A 25214-nucleotide genomic window follows, 5' to 3' on the forward strand; every position below is an offset into this window, starting at 1 on the left:
AAAAAGCATTAAATTTTTATACATATGTACAATTTACTTAAAGGGAAAAAAGGTATTATTTTCGGAGCTTTAAACGAACACTCAATTGCCTGGAAAGTTGCAGAAAGAGCACATGAAGAAGGTGCAGAGTTTGTTTTAACAAACGCGCCAATTGCAATGCGAATGGGTCAGTTAGATGCTTTAGCAGAAAAAACGGGCTCGCAAATTATACCTGCAGATGCTACTTCTATGGACGATCTAGAAAACCTTGTAGAAAAATCTATGGAAATTTTAGGCGGAAAAATAGATTTCGTTTTACACTCAATTGGTATGTCTGTAAACGTAAGAAAAGGTAAACATTACACAGATCCTAAGTACGATTTTACAACAAAAGGATGGGATGTTTCTGCAGTTTCTTTTCATAAAACTATGAATGTTTTGTATAACAAAAACGCCATGAACCAATGGGGTAGTATAGTTGCCTTAACCTACATGGCTGCACAAAGAGTTTTTCCAGATTACAACGATATGGCAGACAATAAAGCCTATTTAGAGTCTATTGCACGTAGTTTTGGATATTTCTTTGGTAGAGATCATAAAGTTAGAGTAAACACCATTTCTCAATCGCCAACGCCAACAACTGCAGGTAGCGGTGTTAAAGGTTTCGATGGTTTTATAAAATACGCAGACCAAATGTCGCCGTTAGGTAACGCAACCGCATTAGAATGTGCAGATTATACAATTTCTCTGTTTTCAGACTTAACAAAAAAAGTAACCTTACAAAACTTGTTTCACGATGGCGGATTCTCTAATATGGGCGTAAGCGATGCTGTGATAGAAAAATTCGAGTAATTTTTTTAGAAGCTATTTCCTGCTTTCGCTACTCGCTTTTTTCGTGCCTCAAAAGAGCTCAAACATACCGCTCAATCAGGGCTAAACTTGTTTGCTAGCAATTAGAAACAGAAAAAACAAAAAGCATATTTAAAAGCTGAAATTTTTAGAAATAAAAACTTTCAGCTTTTTTAATTTTTCTACATTTACAAAACACATATTTCAAACACATTTTGAACCTTAATTTTTCTATCATAGTTCCCGTTTACAATCGTCCAAAAGAAATAGACGAATTGCTAGAAAGTCTTACCCAACAAGATTTTTCGAACGATTTTGAAGTTCTAATAGTAGAAGACGGTTCTACAGAAAAAAGCGAACAAATTGTAGAAAAATATACCAATCAGTTAGATTTAAAATATTATTCTAAAGAAAATAGTGGTGCAGGAGCAAGTAGAAATTTCGGAATGCAAAAAGCAACCGGAAACTATTTTATTATTTTAGATTCAGATGTAATTGTGCCCAAAAACTATTTAAAAGAAGTTAAAATAGCTTTAGAAACCAATTTTACAGATGCTTTTGGCGGACCAGATGCAGCGCATGAAAGTTTTACAGATTTACAAAAAGCCATTAATTACTCGATGACGTCTGTGGTAACAACTGGCGGAATTAGAGGAAAGAAAAAAAGTGTTGGTAAATTTCAGCCCAGAAGTTTTAATCTTGGGCTTTCTAAAAAAGCCTTTCAAAACACACAGGGTTTTTCTAAAATGAAAAACGGCGAAGATATCGATTTAACTTTTAGACTTTGGGAAAACGGTTTTGAAACCCAACTAATAGAAAAAGCCTTTGTATATCATAAACGCAGAAGCACAATTAACCAATTCTTTAACCAAACCTTTGGTTTTGGTACAGCAAGACCTGTTTTAAATAAAAAGTATCCAGAAACAGCTAAAATTACCTATTGGTTTCCTAGTGTTTTTATAATGGGTTTAGATCTAGGTATTATTGCGGCATTTTTTGGTTACCCACAACTGTTTTACTTTTACTGCTTTTATTTGTGCATACTATTTCTAGACTCTTTGTTTCAAAACAAAAGTATAAAAGTTGCATTTTTAAGTATTGTAACTTCTTTAACCCAATTTTATGGTTACGGTACTGGATTTTTAAAATCTAAATTTTTTAAGAGATTTCGCTAACGTGTTTGTATATGGTTTGTTGCGTGGTTTAGCACGTAATTTAGCAAATAAAAACTGAATAGAAAATCCGCGAGGATTTTCGTAAGTAGGCGAGTACTAGCAATAAATTATATACGGTGTTGTGTCTAGTACTTTTTTCTATTTCTATCTTTCTTTTTCTTAAATCTGTTTTGATTATTCTTTATTATATAATCAATATATTTTGATTCTTTTACCATTTTATTTGATTCAAAAGCTCTTTTTAAATAAGGCAAATTGACTGTGTATAAATCTATTTTAGGCCATTTTAAAATTGAGTTAATATAATCTTGATTAGATTTTTTAATGATTAAAGAAAATAGATTTCTGTCTACTTTAAAATAGGTTGGAACAAAATGTAGAAAAACTTGTTCTCCAGTTTTGTTTAAACTTCTTGAAATTTTATCAGATAATATCTCTATGTTTGAATTTCTAGCAGCTAGACAGAATTTGTCAAAATCAAATACAATTAATTTAGACATTGCATTTCCATATTTTTGGAATGTAAAATCATTTTCATCGATATTTTTAGTTATTAAAGTATTGTCAATTCTTTTGATGATTCGTTTAATTTTATCAAAATCAATTTTTGATATATATTCTGCAGATTCTGCAAGAATTGAAATATCAGAACTAGTGAATTTCTTTAAAAGTAAGTCGTCTGAAATTAGAGATAAAAGTTTTTTACTTAATTTAAAGTCAACGTCTTTAAGTGTGAATAAAATTGATTTTATTTCAGTTAAACTAGATTTTTCTAATTTTTTCTCAATAATTCTGTTATCTAAATGATTTAATATTTTTTTAGTTTTCTCACGGTTTAAACTATTGAATACCCTTAAAGTTATACTTAAAAGGTTTAAATTTTGAGATGAAATTTTATTACTTAATTCCTCATCATCAAGAGATTCAAATAGGGTTTTACATTCTTTAAAATGATTTTTGCTTAAAGTGTCAAAAAATATAACAACTTCCTTTATAGATTCTTTTTTTAATTTACTTCTTATTATTTCGTTATTGGAAATAAATAAATCCAAAGCATTTTTATATGATAATGTGTTGATTTTATATAAAATACGTCTTAAATCAAGTTTCTGTAGGTCTATTGATGTAGTATTAATATTTCGTTGATTTACAATAAATTCTATTTTTTTTTGGCTAATTGCTTTTAACTCATTTAGTGCTGAATATAAATCTTCACTTTTTGCCTTATGTATTTTTTGTAATAAAATATTGTTATCTACTAAGTCTAATATATTCTTTGTCCTTTCTGGTTCTATTTTTTTAAGATTGGAAAGTGAATTTGAAATATGTTGAATTGGTGCTTCTTGAATTTTATTTTGAAAGAAATTATCTTTATCTAAAGATTCATACAACCAAATTGCGTGTTCCCAATTTATATGAGAATGAATATTTTTTAAAGTTCTACTTATTCCATCAATTTTTAACTTTTGTAGAAATAAAACTTGTTCTTTATTAGGCATTGATGCAATTTCAAAGAAACTATCTCTATCTAAAATTACACTTAATGTGTTTTGAATATTATCTCTAATTTTTAAGTCAATACTTTCATCAGTAGTTAATTCTTCTGCAAATTCTGAAATGTAATTATTAAACTCTTTGTTCTTTTTTTCTGCTATTTTTATGAAGTCAGGAAAACTAATTTCTTCTTCGTAAACTTTATAAAGTTGGAACATTAACAATTCAAAAGTATCTATCTCTACAAAAAATGAATTTGGTGTATTATTAATAAATTCAATTACTCTCCAATTTAAATTCTTTTGATTTCGACCACACCATATTAAGCCATAGTGATTAGACTTTAATTTAGCTAACGAATCCATCACACTTGAATCAGAACCATTATAGCCAATAATAATTAAATCAAAATTTTTAAGAGATTCTTCAAGTTTGGATTCCATATTTTCCCAAAGTCTTGAAGTTTCTAACTCTGTATTTTTAATATTTTCAAATAAGAAATCTCCGTGTAATTTTATAATATTTGGTCTTTTGCCTAATGTATTAATGTATTGAGCAACTTCGTTATGAGAGTAAATTTTAGGTTTGGTATCTGTGTATCTTATTAAACTATCATAAAGTAAGTCATCAAAGTTAGTTGTGAATATATTTTTAATTTTTTCATTTGCAATTAAATGAGCTAAAAGTAAATATGCTCCAGAAGGTTCTTTGTTCTCAATTAATGATTCTATTAGTTTTTGTCTTTCTTTAGGGTTTTCCGAAAAACTTTCAAACCAAAAGCCATATAATTGGTCGTTAATTAAATTATTTTTTAAATCATCTTCTTTGATTGTTCCTAAAAGTTTTTTTAAATATTCTGGATGCTCTGTTTTAAGTTTATTTATTGCGTTTTTAACTTTATAAATTAATTGAGTTTCGTGTTCTAGAACTGCAGATTGAAATTCATTTTCTAAATTTTCAAACTTTTCTTCGTCAATTTCAAATCCATTTAACTTATATTCAGTTCCGTTTTTAAAGTTTGAAATGAACCATAGTTTTCGAAGCTTTTGAATTATATCAAAACCTGAAGGAATTCCCGAACTTATTGAACACCCAGCTCCTAATAAAAAAGAACATTTAGGAATTGAATTAAATTCAAGATGTTTTTCTTGAAATCTGTTAAGTAAGTAGTCTATTCCTTTTATTTTTTCTTTACGAATCATTTTATCGTATTAGGCACAATTTAACACGATTATCTCGTCATTGTAATGACTTATAATCGAAGTTAGCGAAGTTATCTTTTTTAGTTTAGATAATCAATAGGTAAAAGCATTTGTTTTTAAGAGTTATTATCAAAATAACAAATAGCAAACAACACTAAATTTTAATTTCTGTTATATTTGGTAGAAATTTTAGAATCTATTTTAATGAAACGTAGAAATTTTATAAAGAAAGCATCTGTAACGGGTTTGGGTATTGCAACGGTTTCTTCATCTTTAATAGCATGTAAAGAAACTATACAAGAAGATGCAATTGCTAAAAAAGATGAAAAAGCGGTTTTACCTGTTGTTGTAGCAACTTGGCGTTTTCATAATGCCACAAAAGCTGCTTGGGAAGTTTTAAAAAATGGCGGTACTGCAATTGATGCAATAGAACAAGGTTGTAGAGTAGAAGAGGCAGACGTAAACAACACAACAGTAGGAAACGGTGGTACGCCAGATAGAGACGGACATGTAACTTTAGATGCGTGTATTATGAATAAAAATGGCAATTATGGCGCCGTGGTTTGTATGGAAAATATTGCACATCCAATTTCTGTGGCGCGTAAAGTAATGGAAGATACGCCGCATGTGTTATTGGCAGGAAAAGGGGCAGAAGAGTTTGCCGTTTCTAAAGGTTTTGTTAGAGAAAATTTACTTACAGCTTCAAGAAAAAAAGCTTGGGAAAAATGGAAAGAAAAATCGGAATACAAACCAATTATCAATATCGAAAATCATGATACGATTGGTATGTTGGCAATAGATAAAAATGGAGATATTTCTGGCGGATGCACAACAAGTGGTTTGGCTTATAAAATGGCGGGTAGAGTAGGTGATTCTGCTGTAATTGGCTCTGGTTTGTTTATAGACAATGCCATTGGTGGCGCAACTGCAACTGGTATGGGAGAAGAAGTTTTAAAAACGGTTGGTAGTTTTTTAATTGTAGAGTTAATGCGACAAGGTAGAACGCCACAAGAGGCTTGCGAAGAAGGTGTAAAAAGAATTGTTTCTTCTAATCCTAATTATAAAAACTTTCAGGTTGGTTATGTGGCTTTAAATAAAAAAGGAGAATTTGGTAGTTATTGCATTCATCCTGGTTTTGGAGTAAGCAAATATCAAGAAGACAAACAAACCTATATAGCGTCTGGTTCTTATATTCAAAAAAAATAATTGCCGTTCATGTAAATATGAAGATAAAAAAAAACCGAAACTTTTAAGTTTCGGTTTTTTATTTGAGAATTATTCTATGAGTAATTTTTTAGAAATTTTCCCTTTTTCTGTAACCAAGTTCACTGTATAAATGGCAGTTGGTAGTTTGTTAATTTTAAGTCTGTTTTCTATACCGTTTTCTAAATTTGAATAGGTATTTACTTTCTGACCTAGTAAATTATATAACTCTACTTTTTTAATGTTTAATAAATCGTTATTTCTAATTACAATTTCACGATTATCATTATCCATAAATACTTCTAAATTCTCGCTTAAAATAGCATCATTTTCTACAGATAAAGCATTTTTACTAGCAAATGTAATAAAGAATCTATCGGTATATGTACCAATTGGTACATTTAATTCAGTTGCTGTATTACTTAATAAGTAAGACGTATTTGTTAACTTATCTAATAAATAGATATTGTCTTCAATATTTTCAACTTCATCAATTTGTACAGTAAAACTGTTGTTAGATCCTATAATTACGCTTAATGGTATTTCCATATCTTTTTCAAGAGAAGGTACACCCGCTATAATTAACTTTCTGTTAGAATATTCTTGAAAATGCCAGTAAAAATCTGTACTGTTTAAATCGTAAATATCACTATCATAACCATTATCATAACCAAAAGTATTGTTTCTTCTAAAAGAGATACCAATCTGTCTATGCGATTTAATTTCGTCTGTAACATTATAATTAAAACCTAATTTTAATTTAGGTAATAAACTAGTTTCTTGTTCTTGTGCAGATTTTTTCTGATTTGATTTAAAGAAGAAAGTTCCGCCAGCAGCATAATTATTATCTCTATAATTTCTTTGTGAATTTTCGAATCTAATTCTACCACCAATAGATGAAGATGAAACGAAGAATCCTTGACCAACACCAATATATCTGTTAGGCGCATGATAAACACCGTCACCTAAACTTGGTAAATTTCCTTTCGTAAATTTTAAATCGTCTATTATTAAATTATAAGGACTGTCTGTTGTAATCGTAAAAGATGTAACATCTTCCCAATCTAAAGTAATTTCTTGTCCTGTAATTCCTGATAATTCTTGTGTAACCGGTGATGCTCCTCCGTTTGGAGTTAAGGTTACTGTTGGATTTGTTAATGGAAGAATTACATTATTAAATAAATAAATAGATTTTAAATCTACTTTCGCGTTAAAATCAAAAGTAACATCATAAGTACTAGTTGTTAAACCAATATCACCAATAATGTTTCCTAAAGTACCACCAACACCTAAGATATTAGGTAATAAACCAATGTTTCCTGCAGATTTTGTAACTGTAGTTGTAATTCCGGATACAGTTTGAGTTACAGTGTTACCACTTAAAATTGCATCTGTCCAATCAAAAACTAATGCAGGTAAGCTACCCACACCGTTGGCTGCAATTCCCATAGAAATATTTCTTTGAGAGTATCCACCTTGATATCCTGTTAAATTATGTCCTTCAGAACTTGCAGGATTCGCTTTGTCTTCTCCTGTATGTTCCCAGAAATAAATTGTACCGTCGATTTCGTTAATATTTGTATTGATAAAATCTGTTGCATCTAAAGCACTTGGATACGGATTACCTAACAAACTTGTTGTGGCAGGATCTACATCAAAAGTTATAGAACCATCGTTAGGTGTACCAACAAATGTAAAGTTTTGTGGGTTTTGACCTGTACTTTTCATCGTGTAACCTTGTCCTCTTTTTATCGGACTAGATTCTCTTTTTTGAACATACTCTGCTTGCGTAGTACCATTCAAATAAGAATAGATCCAATAAGGTGCAATTTTAATTGGTGTAACGCCTGCAACACCAGGTGCACCATCATAAATGTTACCGTTTCCAGACCAATCTATTTCTGTAATTGTAGATGCCGCAGAAGTAGGTTCGTTACCATCTTTCATAACTTCTTTAACTCTAAAAGAATCTTGATTTAATTCTCTAACTGGAGAAGACCAATAATGATATCTGTAAATACTTGGCACAACAGCTTGTTGATCTCGATATAATTTACCGTTACCTTGTACGTTAGAAAAACCAGCATGTGTTTGTATCAATTGACCGTCGCCAATTAATTTCATTTCTCCGTCTAAGATAAAATCTTCATCAAACTCTAAATATCTATTGTCTGATACCATTAGTTTAGAATCATCTTTTATCCAAACACATTCTACTACAACATTTTCTGTTAAAACTGCATGTGTAAGAGATGTTTGAGAGTCGATAACCATAACTTTGTCACGATCTGCAGCATTTGTACTTGGTCCGCCAGCAATTAGACTACTATTTCCACCTGTCCAAGCATTTACGTCTCCATTCCAGAAAATACCGTTAATCTCTGAATATGTAAAATATTTTACACCATTAAAATCGTACTGTGCAGCATATACATTTTCTGAATTTATAACAGTATCAGTTAACAACACGTAGTTTACATTAGATGTAAAGTTTGCATCATCTGCTACTTTTAATACTTTAATTGTATTAGGTGTTGTTAATGCAGCGTCTAAAATTGCTTTATTTGCTGTAATTTGAGTAGAACCAACGCTTCCTGTCTCAACTATTTTCCAGGTTCTACCAATTGTTTTTTCTGGCGCACAAACTAACTCTGTTTCTGTAATTGAGTTTATGTTACCATTGTTATTACCCCAAACTAAGAAATCTTTATTTTTAGAAAAACTACCTGAATTTGCTAAGTTGGTTGCTGCAATTGTATTTAAACCAATGGTAATTAATGCATCAGAATTTACAGATTTAGATTGTCTTTGCTCTAAAGCCATTGCATCGTCTTTACCAATACCTGCAATATCGTTATGAAAATTACTGTTTGCAGTGTAATCCCAAACTTTAGTATTACCATCTGTTAAAACATAATCTCCGTCGGTAACAGAAGTATTATTGGTATTACTTAAAGTAAAACCATATTTAATTGCTAAATAAGTTTCTACACTTTGTTTTTTTGCATCTGAATGAGCATCACTGTATAAAATAACTTCTGCAACGCTACCATCTATAACTCTTGTTGTAAAGTTTCTGTCTCTACCAACTGTGTAAGTATATGATCCTTCTGAATCTGGTGAGATGTTTGAAGTGAATATTCTAGAATGCATTTCAAAAGTATCAGGTCTTGGATGCGCTGTTAATTGTGTTTCTAAACCGTTAACATATTGTACACCGTCTCTTACTTCTATTGGATTGTAAGTGGTATCAAAAACAAAATCTGTACCATTAGTTGTGTTCCCATTTCCATGTCCTAAACCAGCACCGTCATTGTGTGTAAATGGAGTAGCCCAATCTGTATTAGATTGATCGTTGTATACAATATACATTGTTCTAGGATTTAAAAGACCAGTGTATGATAAACCATCTCCGTTTGCTTGATTAAAAGTTACTGTTGGATTAAAGTTTAAATTATTAGCAACAATACTTGCGTCTGGTTCTTGACCAGTAGTAGCATCAAAATCTAAACTAGCTGTTTGATCTTCCCAACGTGTAACTGTATTACCTCCGGTTACATCTTTATCAGCTCTTAACCATAAAGTATTTCCTGTAAAGTCTGGTGTTACAGGATCAGAATCTTCATCACGATAATCTACATCATCTGTACTTACATCTGAGTCTTCATCTGGTAAATCTTGCGATGGTGTGTTAATTTCATCATTAACATCATATCTGTCATTTGTATTTGCTCCTTCAAAATTATCATCTAGTCCATCGTTATCAGAATCTGTTCCGCTTACAGTATTATCTGTAAACCCATTTTCTTCAATATCTAATAGTCCGTCACCATCAGAATCGCTATCTAAATAATCTGGAATTGTATCTGGATTTGTAAGTGATGCATCTGTATTTTCTTGAGTAGTCAAATTTACACCAATAATACCTGCACAATCTGCCGCTAACGCACAATCAGGGTCGTAAGCATCATCTAAACCATCGTTATCAGTATCTGATCCACTCGGAGAAATGTAACCAATTGTTGGTTGTGCTTCTATGTTGTCTGGAATACCGTCGTTATCGGCGTCAATGTCTAAGCTGTTTATTATTCCGTCGTTATCTGAATCGCTACCTAAAGCCACTTCTGTTGAAATGTCTTCAGCAGAAAACACTCCTGCAGGTGTATTACTATATCTGGCAGCATCAATTAAACCAGAATAATAGCCATTAACACCTGCGCCTGTTGCCCCACCAATTGGACCACCAAGACCACCATCATTCGTATGACCAGGAATTGTTGTGTAGTCTGCAGAAATATCTAAGCTTACAGGGTTACCATCTACATATAAAGTTAAAATACCGTTTACAAAAGTTGCGGCTACGTGATGCCATGCGTTATCAACTGCTATAGAAACAGGGTGTGCTAAATCTCTTTGGTTAGCTGCCCCGCCGTTTCGAGTTGATAATGTGATTACACCATTGTTAATCCATAATGTTATACCATTAGTAGCACCACCTTCTTCATAAATAACTCTTTGCCCTGAAACGTCATCTGGTTTTATCCATGCAGAAAAACTTATGTGTGTATAAGTACTTTCCATAAAACCGCCATTTTGACTATATCTTAAAACGTCATTAGTACCATTAAAGTCAGCTGAATGTGTTCCTTGAATTGCATCTGTAGAATAATCTGGTTGATTTGTTTCTGGTCTTTCGTTATTGCCGTTACCAGAAGCATCGTTAGAATTATTGTCTAATGGCCAATAGGCATCTGGATTTGTTGCGAAAGTTGGTGAAATTGAAGCGTCTGCTTGATCTTCTATAATGTCTGGTATACCATCATTATCATCATCAATATCAATATCATTTGTAATTCCATCTCCGTCTGTATCTACACCAATAATGTCATCTCTATAATCTAAATCTCCTCCAATATTAACATCAGCATCACCGTCTGTAAAATTATCTGTAGGTGTATTATCAAAAGAACCGTTTACATCAACATAATCATCGCCATTATCTAATGTGTTATCTAAACCGTTTTTACCAACTGGGTTGGTAGTTGTACTACCATTGTTAGGTAAAGTAGTTAAACCAGATTCTAAAATATCGTTGATACCATCATCATCTGAGTCTAAATCTAAGTAATCTGGCTCACCTGTTTCGTCTGTATTTACAGGCGTTATACCTGTGTCATATGCTAAATCTATACCAAAAAGACTGTAACTACCTGTTGGAGCTATGTATCCTGAAGTAGTTTGTGCTTCGATGTTATCTGGAATACCGTCGTTATCTGCATCTAAATCTCTAAAATCAAATACAGTATCTCCGTCGCTATCTATTGGAGTACAAAAACCGATATCGCCAATTGCAATATTTTGAGTGGCAGTAATACTACCAGAACCTGCGTTTTCATAAACAATTTGAACTTGTGTTATCCATTCTGATATTGAGTTGATTGTTATATTTGATGAATCTGTGCTTGTACCTAAGAAAGTATTATTGCCTGTAAAAGAGTTAGAAGCACCAGTTGTATAATCTGCACCCGTAAGATTGTAGATTGTACCATCTTGCTTAGTAATGATTATTTTAACTCTATCAATTGCAATTGTGTTCACATCTACATTTACATCGTAAATTGTAAAATTGATTCCAAAAACAGGAGCATCAAAATTGATAATATGTCTAGAAAAAGCAGAAAAAGAGGCTCCTTGATTTAAATTGTAAGAACTATTAGTTGTTGTTGCATTGTTAACTCTAAATTCACTTTCACTAAGTACGTTTGAGGTTCTAGATAATAATATGTTTACATTGTTATTAGATAAATTTGCAGATGTTCCTAAAGGATCATCACCAGAAATAAAAGTTGTGTCTCCGTTTGTGAATTCATTATTCCAGTTTAATATGCCTCCTGTAGGATCTGAAATTAAACAACTTCCAGGTCCTAGTTCTATAGCGTCTACTATACCATCGTTATCATCATCTAAATCTAATTCATCACTAATTCCGTCACCGTCGTAATCGTTTGTAAAAGTATCATCTCTATAATCTACATCTCCAGAATTAAATACATCACCATCTTCATCAGGAAAATTATTACTTTGCGAATTGTCAAAAGAACCGTTTACGTCGTTATAATTATCTCCGTTATCATAAGCATTATCTAAACCATTTACGCCGTATACACCTGTTAAAGTTAAGCCTGCTTCAAAATTATCTAATTTACCATCGTTATCTGAATCTGTATCTAAATAATCAAAAGCGCCATCTGTATCTGTATCTTCTGGAGTTAAACCACTAGAATAAGCAGTATCTACACCATTGGCATCATATACGCCGTCTGGAGCTGTATAGCCTAAAGTACTTTGAGCTTCAATATTATCAGGTATTCCATCATTGTCAGAATCTAAATCTAAGCAGTTTAGAATTCCATCGCCATCAAAATCATCTGCAGGATTGATATATTCTACTTGGAAATTATTTAAATCGAAGTTAGAAATTTGTCCGAAAAAAGAATTGTCAATGTAATAATCATTTCCATTTGCGGTTTGTGCGCTTGTATAAACAACATTACCATTCACTAAATAACTTACATTTGTACCTGTTTTTCTAATACTTAGTATATTTCCACTTGCTCCGCTTCCAAAATCACCTCTGTATGTGCCATTTTCATAGATTTGTAACGTTTGATTACTACCAATTATATAAAAAGAAAAATCTACATCTGTCCAACTATTAGATGAATCTGTACCAGATTCATTAATTCCAATAACAACTCTTCTATTCGTAAAGTCTGTATAGTTACCATTAATGGTAAATTTCATTTCGAAGTCACTATTTACACCATAAGTAGAAAAATCTGGAGAATGTGTACTGTTTACATAATTGGCGGTTCCGTTTGTAAAGTTTAAATTGTTACCATTATAGCTAAATCCAGAACCAGAAACGGTTGTAAAAGATAGGTTTTCTGATATGATAGAGGCGGCATCACAACCTTCTACAGTATCTAAAATTCCGTCATTATCATCATCTAAATCTACACTGTTAGGAATTCCATCTCCATCAGTATCAATAAAAGTACTTGTATTATCTCTCCAATCTATTTCGCCACCTGTAGGATTATCTGGAAAGTCGTTAAAAGGAGTTTCATCGAAATTACCATTAACGTCTGTATAATTGTCAGAATTCTCATAACTAGAATCTAAACCATTTAAACCGAAATTACCGTGTAAAGACAAATTAGCTTCTGCTCTATCAGATGTTCCGTCATTATCAGAATCTAAATCTAAATAATCTGGAATGGTGTCATTAGAATTATCCGTATTTACAGGAGTAATATCTGTACCACCTTGTGCAGTTTCATAATTATCATCTAAACCATTATTATTTGCATCTGTAAAACCGGCGTTTGGTGCACCACTAGGAGCTATGTATGCGTTTGTAGCTTGCGCTTCAATGTTATCTGGAATACCATCGTTGTCACTATCTAAATCTAAATAGTTTGGTACACCATCGTTGTCACTATCTAAAGAACAATTTGTATTTTGTACAATTCCGATGGCATCAACTTCATAATCTACTGTGTTTATAGTACCTTTTGCAAATCTAAGATATCTAAAACTTACGTTTGAAGTTACAATTGTATTTTGAAAAGTAACATTATTAGTAGTTTGTGGACGTACGGGGTGTAGTACATAAGTGTTGTTGTCAGAAGATTCGCTTAAATCTATATATGCTGTGCCTGTAGTTACATTATTTCTTCTTCTCCAGGTAATTTGATATTGAGTTCCTGCAGGATAGGTTTGTCCGAAATCAAAATTAAAGGTACTAGTTCCGTTATAAACTTGTCCGAAATTACCGTCTGGTTCTCCAATAATATTATTAGAGTTTACAATACTAACTTCAGATTCTATAAATCCATTATCATATTTAGCACATTCGGTTGCATAACCTTCTAATGTATCTATAATACCATCATTATCATTGTCGATATCTACAGAATTAGCAATACCGTCTCCATCAGTATCAATGAAACCAGCAACAGATACATCTCTCCAATTTACATCATTTGGCAATCCTAAATTAGCATTATTGTCTTGATCTGGAAAGTTGTCTACTTGAGTATTATCGAAAGATCCGTTTACGTCGTAATAATTATCTTCATTATCAAAAATATTATCTAAACCATTCTCGCCAACGTTGCCGCTTAAAATTAAATTAGCTTCTACAGTATCAGGTACAGTATCATTATCAGAATCTAAGTCTTTATAATCTGGCTCTCCGTCATTTTCAGAATTTACAGGAATAATTGCAACACCTGCTGTTCCACCAGCAACTACTGGATCATAATTATCGTCTAAACCATCATTGTCAATGTCGATAAATCCGTTTCCAACAGATCCACTTGGGGCAATATATCCATTTGTAGTTTGAGCTTCGATGTTATCGGGAATTCCGTCATTATCGGTATCTAAATCTAAGTGATTAGGAATTCCGTCATTATCAAAATCAAAAATATCAGGAACACCATCTGAGTTTGAATCTATATAACTTGTGTTAGAGCCATCACCAGTACCATCATCTCTAGTATCTAGATAATTTGGCAGTTTATCACCATCTTCATCACCTAATGGATCATAAGTGGTTGCACCTACTGTTAATTCTTCTGTATCTAGAACACCGTCATTATCATCATCAACATCTACAATATCTGGTACGCCATCATTATCAGTATCTAATTCTTCGATCGCATTTAATTCTATTGCTATTTGTAAACTTTCTAAACCTTGATATGGAAAAGGACCTTCGTCTGCATCTGTTCTCGGGTAAAATGAGATATTCATGTTACCAGAATTTGGTTGTGCAATAAAAACAATATTGTTAGTTCCCCATTTATCTCTAGTTATAGATGAAATAGTTTGTCTTCCATTATTATCAATTTCAAAATCAAATTGATCCATATAAGTTCCAGAATAATAAGAATTGGCTGGATCAGTACCATCTGCATTTGATAAAGCTGTTAGTGTGTATATTTTTAAAATATAAATTTTGTTTGCCACTAACTCTCCCATAGTAGCAGTTACAGATTCTTCTGAACCAGCTAAACCTATACCATCTCCAATATCTCTAATAGATACCCATGTTAAGTCTCCTGTTGGAGGCAGAGGTAGAGGGTTTACCCAAGTAGCATTACCACCTGCACTTCCTTGTCCACCGGTATTAAATCTATTAGAAATATCTGGTGTACCACCAGTATCTAACCAATTTGTAGGTGTACAGTTACCGCAATTTGAGCTTGCTGTACCTGTACCAGGAATTGTTTGTGAATAAGAATTGTTAATAATTGTTAAAGATGTAATTAACAAAAAAGATAATATAAAGTTATTTCTTTTGTTTTTTAGATTCTGAACTTCCCCAAATTCAAGAATCCTAAGAAAAACATTTGTCATTTAATAAGATTTATTATTTAAAAAACACTAGTGTTAAATGCAAATATAATGTTAAAATTTTAACAATACAACAATCAATTAAATACTAGGTTTTTAAGTAATAAATACTTGATTTGTTAACTAGGTGTTTACACGTGTTTTCTTTTTTTGGATTAAATTTAATTAATTTAAGATATTTTTAATTGAGGTGAAATAAATTTTTGATAAAATATAAATTAAAAATAACTATACTAATATTTATAAAATGTTTAATTTTAAGCAATTGTTATTTAATAAAACCATACATATTTAAAAAATGAAAAATTATATATCTACAAGTATTGTTGTTGTTTTTTTGTTGTTTGTTGTGGGTGATTTATGTTCTCAAGAAGTGCCGCCAATCGATGTTTTTACAACAGAAGAATATGGTGGTGAAAATCAAAATTGGTCTATTTCACAATCTGATAATAAATATATATATGTAGCAAATAACAAGGGTTTGTTAGAGTATAACGGGGAAGATTGGCAGTTGTACATTACACCAAACGAGACTATAATGCGTTCTGTAAAATGCATTTCTAACAGAATCTATACAGGATTTTTTATGGATTTCGGTTTCTGGGAAAAGGATGAGTTTGGTTTACTTAAATTTTCTTCTTTGGTTGAAACTGAAAAGGTAAAAATGCTAGAAGATGAGCAAATTTGGGAGATAATAGAGTTGGATGGATGGGTGTTGTTTAAGTCTTTGCAGAGAATATATTTATACAGTTTAGAAACTCAGAAAATAAAAATTATAGAAAGTTTTAATGAAATTACAAAGATTGCTAAAGTAAAGGATGTAGTCTATTTTCAAGATTTCGAAAAGGGATTATTTAGAATTGAAAATGGCGCGTCTCTTTTAGTTTCTGAAAATGAAATATTTAAAAATAACAAATTAACAAACATTTTTCACTTTAATGGAAAGCCTCTTTTTTTAACACAAAATAAAGGGTTTTATTACTTCGAAAATAACAAAGTGTTAAAATGGAAAATTGAAGCAGCTACTAAATTAGAGAATAATACTATTTATAGTGCGCAATTATTGGCAAACGAATCTTTTGTTTTAGGTACAATTTCTAATGGATTACTATACTTAAATAAATTTGGTGAAATTGAATATGAACTCAATCAGAATTTAGGCTTAAGCAATAACACAGTATTATCTATTTTTGAAGATTTTGAAAAAAATTTATGGTTAGGCTTAGATAACGGAATTAATCTTGTAAATTTTAATTCTCCTTTTAAAACGTTTTCAAATCAAAAAGAGTTTTTGGGTACGATTTATACATCTTTATTACATCAAGGAAATATGTATTTAGGAACAAACCAAGGGTTATTTGTTAAAAAATATAATACAAAGGAATCTTTTGCTTTTGTTAAAGGTACGCAAGGTCAAGTTTGGAATTTAAAATCAATTAAGGGAACTTTATTTTGTGGTCATGATTCAGGAACTTTTATAATTGATGATAAAAAAGCAAAATTAATTTTTGATTCCCAAGGAAGCTGGGATTTTAAATCTTTGGATAAAGACTTTGTTTTACAAGGTAGTTACGACGGTTTATATGTTTTACAGAAGAAAAATGACAATTGGGTTGTAAGAAATAAGATTAATGGTTTTAAAAACTCTAGTAGATATTTTTTGATATTTGACAATTTTGAAATTTTTGTAAATCATGAATATAAAGGAGTTTTTAAACTAAAGGTTGATGCAGATTTAAGAAGTGTTATAAGTTTAGAAAAAGAAGAGTCTGTTCGTAAAGGCTTACACTCTAGTCTGCTTAAATACAAAGATGAAGCTTTATACGCATCTAAAGAAGGTGTTTTTAAATATGATTTTACTAATAATGTTTTTAAAATTGATTCTACTTACAGCGAGTTATTGCCAAAAAGTAATTTTATATCTGCAAAATTAATTGCAAATAATACAACGAATAAATTGTGGTCTTTTACTAGTGATGGACTTCGATATTTAAGTCCTGGAGCTTTAAGTGATAAACCAAATTTAAATATTATTCCAGTTAAAAATACTTTATATAAAGGTGCTTCTGGTTTCGAAAATATTATTCATTTAGAAAATGATAAATATTTAATAGGTACAATAAACGGATACTTAATAATAGACTTAAACAAGATAAAGGTTCCTAAGAGTTTTAATATTAATATAACCAATGTTATTAATTATGAAATAGATCAGCCATTTAAAAATGTAAACTTAACCAAAGAAGCTAATTTTAAAACTAAGGAAAATAGCGTAGAGTTTTCTTACAGTGTTCCTAGTTTTAAAAGTGGAGCTAGCTTAACATATCAACATAAATTAGAAGGTTACAATAGTAAATGGAGTACTTTTTCTGAATCAAATAAAACACTCTTTGAGAACTTACCACATGGTAATTATATTTTTAAGGTAAGGGCTTTAGCATCTGGTAAAGTTAGTAGTAATGTAGCTAGTTTTAATTTTAATATTGCGAAGCCATGGTTTTTATCTGAATTTGCAATTGTTGTGTATATTTTGATTTTTATTTTGATGGTTTTTATTTGGTATGTTTTATCTAAAAAATATTACAACGATAAACAGCAAAAGCTTTTGTTAAAAGCCCAAAAAGAGTTAGAGCTAAAAGAATTAGAAAGTTCTCAAAAAATTATCAAGCTTAATAATGAAAAATTAAGAAATGATATTGCTAGTAAAAATAGAGAATTGGCAACATCTACAATGAGTATTATTAAGAAAAATGAGTTTTTAAGTAATTTAAAAACCGAACTTCTTAAAGGTAAGGAACAAAACATTACAAAGGTTGTTAAAATTATAGATAAGAATTTAAACAATACAGACGATTGGAAAATGTTTCAAGAAGCATTTAATAATGCAGATCAAAAATTCTTAGATAAGATGAAAGAGAGGCATCAAAATTTAACCCCTAATGATTTGAGGTTGTGCGCTTACCTTAGATTGAATTTGTCTTCTAAAGAGATTGCTCCTTTGTTAAATATATCACCAAGAAGTGTTGAGGTAAAGAGGTATCGATTGCGTAAAAAGATGGATTTGGATCACGATATCAACTTAACAAATTACATTTTGGATATCTAATACCACATCAAGAGGTATTAAGACCTATACATAACCACAACATTGGTGTTTAACTTAAGTTTTTGAAGCTTTATCATTCCATGTAAAACAAGGGATTATAAAGTGTTTTTAGTTAAAAATTGCTATGTATGTTTTTTGTTTAGGTGTTTTTTATCAATTTAATAATTTATTGACGTTAAATTTATCAAAAAAATAAAACTCTTTATTTATGAGAAAACAAATCACATTTTTACTTCTATTATTTATAGGTTTTTGTGCGACTGCACAAACTGTAAATATAAAAGGTGTTGTTAAAGATGCCGCTACTGGCGATCCGCTACCAGGAGTTAGTGTTATATTAAAAGGTACATCTAAAGGAACAAATACAGATTTCGATGGAAATTACTCTTTAACTAATATAGATAAAGGAGCAATTTTAGTTTTTAGATACTTAGGTTATGCAGAAAAAGAGGTTACTGTTACTTCTAGTAATTTAAATGTATCCTTAACAGTAGAATCTGAATCTTTAGATGAAATTGTTGTAGTTGGTTACGGCGCACAAAGAAAAAAGGAAATTACTGGTGCAGTTGTTGTAGTTTCTAGTGAAGAAATTCAGAATTTAAAACCAACAAGAATAGAGCAAGCTTTACAAGGGCAAGTTGCTGGTGTTAACATAACATCTTCTTCTGGTGCACCAGGTGCTGCTTTAAATATTCGAATTAGAGGTATTTCTACAAACGGAAACAACAATCCTTTAATCTTAGTAGATGGTAATGTTATAGAAGATTTAAGTGTTATCAATCCTTCTGATATCGAATCTATGAATGTTTTAAAAGATGCCTCTGCAGGTATTTACGGTGTTCGTGGTGCAAATGGTGTTATCATTATTACAACAAAATCTGGTAGAAAAAATACTGAGTTTAAATATAACTTAAACGCATATGCAGGTTTTCAAAAAACTACAAGAAGCATCAGTTTACTAAACGCAACAGAGTATGCTCTTTTAGCGAATGAAGCTTTTGCCGCTAACGCAGAGTCTTTACCTTTTAGTAATGTATCTGGTTTGGGTGTTGGTACAGATTGGCAAGACGAAGTTTTTAAAGATGCAGCAATTTCTAGTATAGATTTTAATGCTACTAAAGGTACCGAAAAATCTACTTATTCATTTGGGGCTTCTCATTTAGATCAAGATGGTATTGTAGGTGGTTCTAAAGCTAATTTTAATAGAACTACAGCTAAATTTAATTTTAGTACAGATATTTTAAAGAATTTAAAGTTTACTTCTTCTTCAATTTATACAAATACAAATAGAAGAGGTTTGCCAGAAAATGCTTTGGGTTCTGTGTTATTTAATGCATTAAATATGCCTTCTAATATTTCTGTTAGAGATGCTAATGGCGATTATTCTTTTGCACCAAATACAGGTGTTGGTATAGAAGTTGTAAATCCTTTAGCACAAACAGAAAATGCTTACAATAGAACCTGGGTAAATAAATTTGCGGGTAGTTATGGTTTAAATTATTCTTTTTTAGACGGATTTTCTGCTGAATCTAGAATTCAGTTTAACCATGCATCAGTAAAAACTAAAAGTTATAGTCCAGAGGTTTATTATGGTTCTGGTAAGGTTTTTAATACGGTAAGTGCTCTTGCAGATTTAACAGATGCAAATAATACTTCATCTGTTTTTGAAAGTGAACAAACTTATAAAGATTATACTTTTGATGCTTTGTTAAAATATGAAAAGACATTTAATGATGTTCATGATGTAAAAGTGTTATTAGGTACATCGGTTTTTAGATCTCAAGGAATTAACGAATCTAATTTATTAGGTTTTGGTGCCAATGGTAATACATTAGAAAGTGTTAGTGTTGCAGGTTCAGATACATCGCAAGATAATTTAGCATTAAGTAATCAACCAAGACGTTTTTTTGATAGTAGGCTACTATCTTATTTTGCAAGATTACAGTATAATTATGACGGAAAATATTTAATGTCGGCAGTAATTAGAAGAGATGGATCTTCTAATTTCGGACCTAAAAATAAATTTGGTTATTTCCCTACTGCATCTGTAGGTTGGGTAGCTTCTAAAGAAAAGTTTTTAGAAGATAATTCTGTATTAAGTTTCTTAAAATTAAGAGCTAGTTATGGTGTAATTGGTAACGATAGAATTTCGAGTTTCGGTTTTGTTTCTACATTATCAGGAGAAGGAGAATATGTTTTTAACAACCAATTACAATTTGGTACTGCACTTGGGGCAATTTCGAATCCAGAAATTAAATGGGAAAAACAAATTCCTTTAGATATTGGTGTAGATTTAGAGCTTTTTAATAAGATAAATATTACTGCGGATTATTTTAACAAAAGAACAGAAGATTTATTACTAAATCCAGAAGTTTCAGGGATTTTAGGAGCTTCTGCACCAGGTTCTGGAAGCCCTATTGTAAATGCAGGAACTGTAGAGAATAAAGGTTTCGAATTCTCAATTGGTTATAAAGAAACTATCTCAGATGATTTTAACTTCGGGATTAAGTACAATTTCACAACTTTAGAAAATGAAGTTTTATTTGTAGGTAATGAAAGCGGTGTTTTATTTGGCGGTTCTTTTGGCGTAGGTCAAGATCCTCCTTCTAGAATGGAAGCAGGTATGCCAATTGGTTATTTCTACGGATATCAAACTGACGGGATTTTTCAGACACAAGCAGAAGTAGATGCACATGCAACACAAACAAATGCAAATCCTGGAGATTTAAGGTTTAGAGACATCAATAACGATGGTGAGATTACAAATGAAGATAAAACCTATATCGGAGATCCTATTGCTGATATAACTATGGGTTTAAATTTCTCTTTTGATTATAAAAATTTCGATTTTAACATGTATGCTTTTGCATCTCTAGGAAATGAAATTGTAAGAAACTTCGAAAGAAATTTACCATTAACAAACAGACCAAGATATTATTTAGATAGATGGACAGGTGCTGGAACATCAAATACTTTTCCGAGAGTTACAACAGGAGCAAACAGTAACGCTCTTTTTTCTGACTTTTTTGTAGAAGATGGTTCTTTTGTAAGGTTGCAAAATATACAATTAGGATATTCTTTAGATCAAAAAATATTAGAACAAGTAGGTTTAAGCAAATTCCGTTTTTATGTATCAGCTAATAATTTAGTTACGTTAACAAAATATAGAGGTTACGACCCTACAACTTCTAACGGAGCGCCGATTGGTGGCGGAATTGACCAAGGATTTTATCCAACGCCAAAGACTTTTTTAGTAGGATTAAATGTTAATTTTTAAAAAATAGATCATGAAAAAATTACACATAAAATATATAGCTTTCTTTTTATTTACTTCAATTTTAATTACGAGTTGTAGTGATGATTTTGTTGATGTAGAATCGACAGCAGAAAACTCAGAAGATTATTTTAATACAGAAGAAGATTATCAAAACGCCCTAATTGGTGCTTATGATATGTTACAATCTTCATATTTAAACGTTTTGTTGGGTGAAATAGCATCAGATAACACGTTAGCTGGCGGAGAAAGTGCAACAGATGTAGTTGCTATTCAAGAAATTGATGATATGATTCATACATCAGAAAATCAACAATTAAGAGATATCTGGAGTTGGATGTTTGCAGGAGTAAACAGAGCAAATTATATATTAGAATTTAAAGATAAAATAGATTTTTCTGGTAAAGAAGAAGTTATTGCACAAGCAAGGTTTTTAAGAGCTTATTATTACTTTGAATTGGTAAAATGGTTTGGAGATGTGCCTTTAGTTGTCGATCAAAGAATTCTTTTTGGAGATCAGTTTAATGTAGATAGAACTCCAAAAGCAGAGGTTTATGCACAAATAGAACAAGATTTAATTTTTGCAGCAAACAATTTACCATACGTACAGTCAGAAACTGGTAGGGTAACAAAAGGAGCTGCAGAAGCTTTATTGGGTAAAGCATATTTATATCAGAATAAATTTACAGAAGCTGCCGATGTTTTAGATAATTTAATTTTAAACGGACCGCATAGTTTAGTTACAGATGCAGCAACTTTTATGAATTTGTTTGAAAATGATAATGAAAATAGTGTAGAATCTGTGTTTGAGGTTCAATATACAGAAACGCAAGGTGCAGGTTTTGGTTGTTTACAATGTAGTGAAGGTAATGTTGCTGTTGGTTTTAATGGTGTTAGGGGTTATGAAGGACCAGAGTTTACTTCTGGCTTTAGTTTTAACGTACCAGTACAAGATTTAGTAGATGCTTTTGAAGACGGTGATATGCGAAAAGATATAACAATTTTAGATATCAATGCTTGGGCAACTCAAACAGGAGCAGAATTTAATACTGGTTTCGAACATACCGGTTATTTTAATAAAAAATATTTACCAAGAAAAAGAGGTACAGATGCACAAGCAGATAGAAATTTAACAAACCCAAATAATTACAGAGCAATTCGTTTTGCAGATGTTTTGTTAATGGCTGCTGAGGCTCATAATAGAAAACCATCGGCAAATGATACTAAGGCTTTAGAATACTTAAATTTAGTAAGGCAACGTGCTTTTGGAGATATGTTACATAATATCTCAGAAACCGGAGCAAATTTAACAGCTATTATCTTTAATGAAAGAAGATTAGAATTAGCTGGTGAAGGGCATCGATTTTTCGATTTAGTAAGAACGGGAGAAGCAGCAGCGAATATTTCTGGTTTTCAAATAGATAAAAATGAGCTGTTTCCAATTCCGGCAATAGAAATTCAATTAACAGGTAATCGTTGGTCTCAAAATCAAGGATACAATTAATAGTTAAAAGATGAAAAAAATAAAATATATATATAGATTCTTTATCGTGTTGATCTTGTTTACAGCGTGTAAAGATAATTTAAACGACCTTTCTTTTGCAGATAATATATCGGCACCAACAAATGTTACAGCTAATTATAATATAAAGCAAGATAATACTGGCGAAGTTACAATTACGCCAAATGCAGAAGGAGCAACTAATTACGATGTTTATTTTGATGCAGATACTACTACGCCTGTTAATTTAGAACAAGGCGAAAGTGCATCTAATGTTTATACAGAAGGTACACACGATGTAAAAATTGTTGCCTATAATTTAAACGGAGATAAAACTGAAGCCATACAACAATTGGTAGTTTCATTTAAAGCACCTCAGAATATAGTTGTAGTTTTAGAAAATGATGCAGCAATATCTAAACAAGTAAATATTACGGTAAATGCAGATTTTGCATCAATGTTCGATTTTTATTCAGGTGAAGTAAATGCAACAGAACCAGTTTCTGGTAATATAGGTGAAACTATTTCTTACCTTTATAAAGAAGCAGGTGATTATTCAATTAAAATTGTAGCAAAAGGAGCCGCAATTGCAACTTTAGAATATACAGAAGAATTTACAGTAACAGAAATTTTAGCGCCATTAGAAGCAGCACCAAATCCTAAGAATAGAAAAGCAGAAGACGTTGTTTCGATTTTTAGTGATGCTTATACCGATGTAACATTAAACGAATTACCTACAACTTGGTCTTCTTCTGGTTTCGAGGCAATTACAATAGATAATAACAATGTTTGGAAATTAACAAACTTAGATTTTGTGGGTATGGTTACCAATTACGATAGTGGTATTGATGTATCTTCTATGGAAAAATTACACATAGATTATTGGGTGCCAAATGACGCTACAAATGAGTTGTTAGTTAAAATAGTAAACACAGTAGACGGAGGTGAAGATGAAGAATCTTTAGGTACAACCGTTGGTGGTTCTTGGCAAAGTATAGATATAGATATTACAGGTTTTGACGGTGGTGATCTAGCAAATAAAAATAAGATTACTCAAATTTTAATTGATTCTGATGGTATTTCGAATGTAGTTTATATAGATAATTTCTATTTCTATAAAGAACCAGATGCTTCAACTACTTTTAATGACGGTTTATTAACAAACGGAGATTTTGAAAACGGAAGTGAAGCTTGGTTAGTTGGTGTTGATGATAATTCTTCTGCACCAGTAGTAACAGATAATGGTAATACATATTATTCTGTAAATGTAACAGCTGCAGGAAATCCATATGACGTAAACTTAAGTCAGAAAGTAGAAATTATTCAAGGTAATACTTACACATTAACTTTTGATGCTTGGTCAGACGTAAATAGACCAATTATTGCCGGTATTGGTTTAAGTGCTTCACCTTGGTCTAATACAACAGAAACGGTTAACATTACGCCAACAAGATCAACATATTCAATAACACTTATGGCAACAGAGTTTGGGGCAATAGATGCGAGAGTAATTTTTGATATTGGTGCAGCAGTTGGCTTGGTAAATATTGATAACGTATCATTAATAATAGGAAAAGGGAACGTTTTAAATAATTCAGATTTCGAAAACGGAAGCGAATCTTGGTTAATAGGAGTAGATGACAACTCATCTGCACCAGTAGTAACAGATAATGGCAATACGTATTATTCTGTTAATGTAACAGCTGCTGGTAATCCTTATGATGTAAACTTAAGTCAGAAGGTAGAAATAGTTCAAGGTAACACATACACATTAACTTTTGATGCTTGGTCTGATGTAAATAGACCAATAATTGCAGGTATTGGTTTAAGTGCAGCACCTTGGTCTAACACAGCAGAAACTGTAAATATTACAACAGAAGTAACAACGTATAGTGTAACCTTAACAGCAACAGATTTTGGTGCAACAGATGCCAGAGTAATTTTTGATTTAGGTGCAGCTGTAGGGCAAGTAAATATTGATAATGTTTCATTATCTAGTAATTAA

General features: G+C 31.2%; 9 protein-coding genes. 7 read left to right on the forward strand and 2 right to left on the reverse strand.

The genetic code is table 11. The features are described 5' to 3' along the window. Positions 1-24 precede the first annotated feature (24 nt). Both BXQ17_RS01450 and BXQ17_RS01455 read left to right on the forward strand, forming a co-directional pair. Positions 25-831, forward strand: coding sequence for an enoyl-ACP reductase (locus BXQ17_RS01450; protein WP_077808918.1), 807 nt, complete (start codon positions 25-27; stop codon positions 829-831). Between the two features lie 212 nt (positions 832-1043). After that, positions 1044-2003 carry a glycosyltransferase family 2 protein gene (locus BXQ17_RS01455; protein WP_077808919.1) on the forward strand — a complete coding sequence of 320 codons (960 nt, stop codon included), beginning with the start codon at positions 1044-1046 and terminating at the stop codon, positions 2001-2003. Positions 2004-2128: 125 nt separating this feature from the next. Here BXQ17_RS01455 and BXQ17_RS01460 read toward each other — a convergent pair whose 3' ends face one another. After that, positions 2129-4699, reverse strand: a complete 2571-nt coding sequence (locus BXQ17_RS01460) for an SIR2 family protein (protein WP_077808920.1) — start codon at positions 4697-4699, stop codon at positions 2129-2131. 204 nt (positions 4700-4903) lie between these two features. Between BXQ17_RS01460 and BXQ17_RS01465 the strand changes: the two genes are divergently transcribed. Then, positions 4904-5905 carry a N(4)-(beta-N-acetylglucosaminyl)-L-asparaginase gene (locus BXQ17_RS01465; RefSeq protein WP_077811328.1) on the forward strand — a complete coding sequence of 334 codons (1002 nt, stop codon included), beginning with the start codon at positions 4904-4906 and terminating at the stop codon, positions 5903-5905. Positions 5906-5974: 69 nt separating this feature from the next. Here the strand turns inward: BXQ17_RS01465 and BXQ17_RS01470 are convergent, their stop codons facing one another. After that, entirely contained in the window at positions 5975-15247 is a 9273-nt protein-coding gene (locus BXQ17_RS01470) for a LamG-like jellyroll fold domain-containing protein (protein ID WP_187661416.1), read from the reverse strand. A gap of 379 nt (positions 15248-15626) precedes the next feature. On the opposite strand from BXQ17_RS01470, the gene BXQ17_RS01475 reads away from it, so the two are divergent. The 4 genes from BXQ17_RS01475 to BXQ17_RS14610 all read left to right on the forward strand — a co-directional run bounded on the left by BXQ17_RS01475 (position 15627) and on the right by BXQ17_RS14610 (position 25214). Next, a complete protein-coding gene (locus BXQ17_RS01475; protein WP_077808922.1) occupies positions 15627-18434 on the forward strand; it encodes a triple tyrosine motif-containing protein in 2808 nt (935 codons plus the stop codon). A 208-nt stretch (positions 18435-18642) separates the two neighbouring features. Further along, entirely contained in the window at positions 18643-21711 is a 3069-nt protein-coding gene (locus BXQ17_RS01480) for a TonB-dependent receptor (protein WP_077808923.1), read from the forward strand. A 10-nt stretch (positions 21712-21721) separates the two neighbouring features. After that, positions 21722-23212, forward strand: a complete 1491-nt coding sequence (locus tag BXQ17_RS01485) for a RagB/SusD family nutrient uptake outer membrane protein (RefSeq protein ID WP_077808924.1) — start codon at positions 21722-21724, stop codon at positions 23210-23212. A gap of 10 nt (positions 23213-23222) precedes the next feature. Next, positions 23223-25214: a carbohydrate binding domain-containing protein gene (locus tag BXQ17_RS14610; RefSeq protein ID WP_254712395.1), complete on the forward strand. Its 1992-nt coding sequence runs from the start codon at positions 23223-23225 to the stop codon at positions 25212-25214.

Origin of the sequence: Polaribacter sp. BM10, assembly GCF_002005425.1 — a bacterium.
GTDB classification, from domain to species: domain Bacteria; phylum Bacteroidota; class Bacteroidia; order Flavobacteriales; family Flavobacteriaceae; genus Polaribacter; species Polaribacter marinaquae.